The organism is Novipirellula sp. (assembly GCF_041583735.1).
GTDB lineage: Bacteria > Planctomycetota > Planctomycetia > Pirellulales > Pirellulaceae > Novipirellula.
Map to the genome: position 1 here is coordinate 1 of NZ_JBFHFD010000916.1, position 2,539 is coordinate 2,539.

Annotated in this window: 3 protein-coding genes; 2 read left to right on the forward strand and 1 reads right to left on the reverse strand. The window is 54.5% G+C overall.

The window, feature by feature from the left end:
* Together ABX962_RS34525 and ABX962_RS34530 are read left to right on the forward strand one after the other, a co-directional pair.
* Positions 1 to 1,083: Na/Pi cotransporter family protein (locus ABX962_RS34525; RefSeq protein WP_372726200.1), on the forward strand; the 1,083-nt coding region annotated here is incomplete at its 5' end.
* Between the two features lie 256 nt (positions 1,084 to 1,339).
* Positions 1,340 to 1,600: a BON domain-containing protein gene (locus ABX962_RS34530; protein ID WP_372726201.1), complete on the forward strand. Its 261-nt coding sequence runs from the start codon at positions 1,340 to 1,342 to the stop codon at positions 1,598 to 1,600.
* A 6-nt stretch (positions 1,601 to 1,606) separates the two neighbouring features.
* Here ABX962_RS34530 and ABX962_RS34535 read toward each other — a convergent pair.
* A partial coding sequence (locus tag ABX962_RS34535) for an FAD-dependent oxidoreductase (protein WP_372726202.1) occupies positions 1,607 to 2,539 on the reverse strand: 933 nt, incomplete at its 5' end.

The following is a 2,539-nucleotide window of genomic DNA, read 5'->3' on the forward strand; positions in this document are numbered from 1 at the left end:
GGAATCGGATTGATTTTTGGCGCCAATATCGGAACCTGTGTGACCGCAATCTTGTCCGCATTCGGCCGACCGCGTGAAGCGGTGCAAGCCGCCTGGATCCACGTTCTCTTTAACGTCGGCGGCGTGTTGTTGTGGATGTTCTTTATCCCCGAATTTGCGCAGATCGTGCGTATGATTTCGCCGACCGCCAATGACTTGCACGGCGTCGCGCGGTTGGCCGCGGATACACCTCGTCAAATCGCCAACGCGCATACGGTTTTTAACGTGGTGAATACGTTGTTGTTCATTGGGTTCACCGGGCCGCTGGCCAAATTGGTCAATCGCATGGTGCCCGAACGTGAGCAGCCCAAAGGAATCGACGCAATCTATCTTGATGCAATGTTTCTCGAACATCCTGCCTTGGCACTTGACCAAGTGCATCGTGAACTCGTGCGTCTAGGCGAATTGAATCAGAGTCTGTTGAAACAATCGCTTGCAGTGGCAACGCAAGGCAATCGTCGAGACATCGTCCGGCTTCGCGAGCGGGTCGCCGATGTGGACCATCTGCACGGCGAAATCATCACGTTCCTGGCCAGGCTTTCACAAAAGAATATCCTGGATCCTCAATCCACCCAGCTCTATCGCTACATCGGCGTCGCTAATTACATGGAGAATGTCGGGGATGTCGTTGAGAACAACGTGCTGACCGACGCGACCAAGCGAATCCAGTCCAATGTGGCTGTCAGCCCCGGGACGATCGAGGTGCTAAGCACGGTGCACAAGCAGGTCTGTTGGGCATTTGATCGGTTGATCATGGCGCTTCGAGAGCGAGATTTCGACGCAGCCCGTGATGCAGCGGAAAGCAAAACCGAAGTCAACAAAATTGCCGAGAAGGCCGCGTTTCACTTGGCCCAGCGACTGGTGGCCTACGAACCGAATCGGCTCGCTTCGTTCAAAGTGGAAACGGATATCATCGAGAACCTTAAACGGATCAACACACTGACGCGACGAATCGCCCGCGTGCTTCTGGAAAACGAAGTCGTCTCTCCGCCTCCGCACGAATCTTTGTCCGCAACCAACGCGACGGACCACGTGAACGCCTAATCGCATTTCTCACAATCGTTCTTGACCGATGGCGGGATGCCGCTAGAGTTGAATAACGAGAAGGTGAACATCAAAACGTATCGACAGGAAGTCGCTACCCTCGTCAGACGATGGCACTCCAAACTGACGAGCATCGCCACGCGAATTCTTTATTGGCTGCCCTAAGGATCTGGCACGCATCCGCAAATGCAATCATCGGATTGCTTTCAATATTCATGTCGTCGGTTTCGATCCTATCTCCCTACGGATTCCCGTAATGATTCAAACAACTGCCTCTTCCTCCCACTCCCCCGAATTGCCCTCCGTGATCTCGTTGGACGTGGCCCTCAAGGCTAACGAACTGTTTCGCACTTGCCCCTATTCGTCCCTCCGAAACGTTCACTGTCGCTTTCACGAAGGCGTCCTGATTCTCAGTGGCGAAGTGCCCTCGTTCCACATGAAGCAAACCGCTCAGGAATTGATTCGACACGTGCTGCATGTCGAACAAATCGACAATCGTCTTGTCGTTGCTCGATAACGATCTTTACTTCGTATTTGCCAATGGCACCAATTGCAGTGCGTCCAAGATGACGAACCCATCGGTGCCGGTGTTGGTTACCGAGATGACGGTCTCGCCAGCGTCGCTGAGATCCGCGACACCGATCGAGCGGAACAATTCGCCTGCGGGCAGCGTTTGAGTTTGGTCGACACTGAACTTCGCTTCCGTCGAATCACTGGTCACGATGACGGGCACGTTGGTGGCACGCGTCGGATGGGCCGAATAAGCCATTCGCAGTTCGTACTTGCCCGACTTGGGTACGGTTAAGCGAAACGTGGCTTTCGAACCGCCATCGGCGATCTTGTCATCATGCACGTAACCGCGGCCGACATGGGGCGAGAAATTCGTCGAGTGCTTCCAGACACCGCTCAGCTGAGCCGCTTCATCATCCAACACAATCCCCTCCAGCTTGGACAGATCCACAGTGTCTTGATCAAAAATTCCCTCAGGGATTTCCAGCACCTGTTTTTGTCTCACCAGCCGCTCACGTAGTTCGGGATAATGGAGTTCCTGAACCGCCACCTCTTTGTCGGCCGCCATCGCCGCAGCGATCCCGGCGCTCTGACCAAGAATCATCCAAGTCGGCTCAACCCGAATCGATGAAATGGCGACATGGGTGCATGAAAGTGCCACCGGCACCAATAGGTTCGAGCATTCGCTCGGCACAGGCAATATCGCACGATAGGGAATGTGGTACGGATAACCGTGTCGTTTCCCCTTCATCCGCACGGGGAAAATCGTCCCTTCGTTGACCACGCCCCCGTCGCGCAACGCAACCCGTTGGCAATCGTGCGAGTCGATTGGAAACGAGGAAACCACGATCGGATCTTCTTTCTGTTGATCGACTAGAATATCGTTTTGGCTGACCACATACATGCCCTTCATCCGGCGGCCTTCGCGAACGTAAAGCTGCGGCGA

What these genes read in the sequence shown, in the direction of transcription:
- ABX962_RS34530 (WP_372726201.1), top strand. Translation starts at nt 1,340, where the DNA reads ATGATTCAAACAACTGCCTCTTCCTCCCACTCCCCCGAATTGCCCTCC.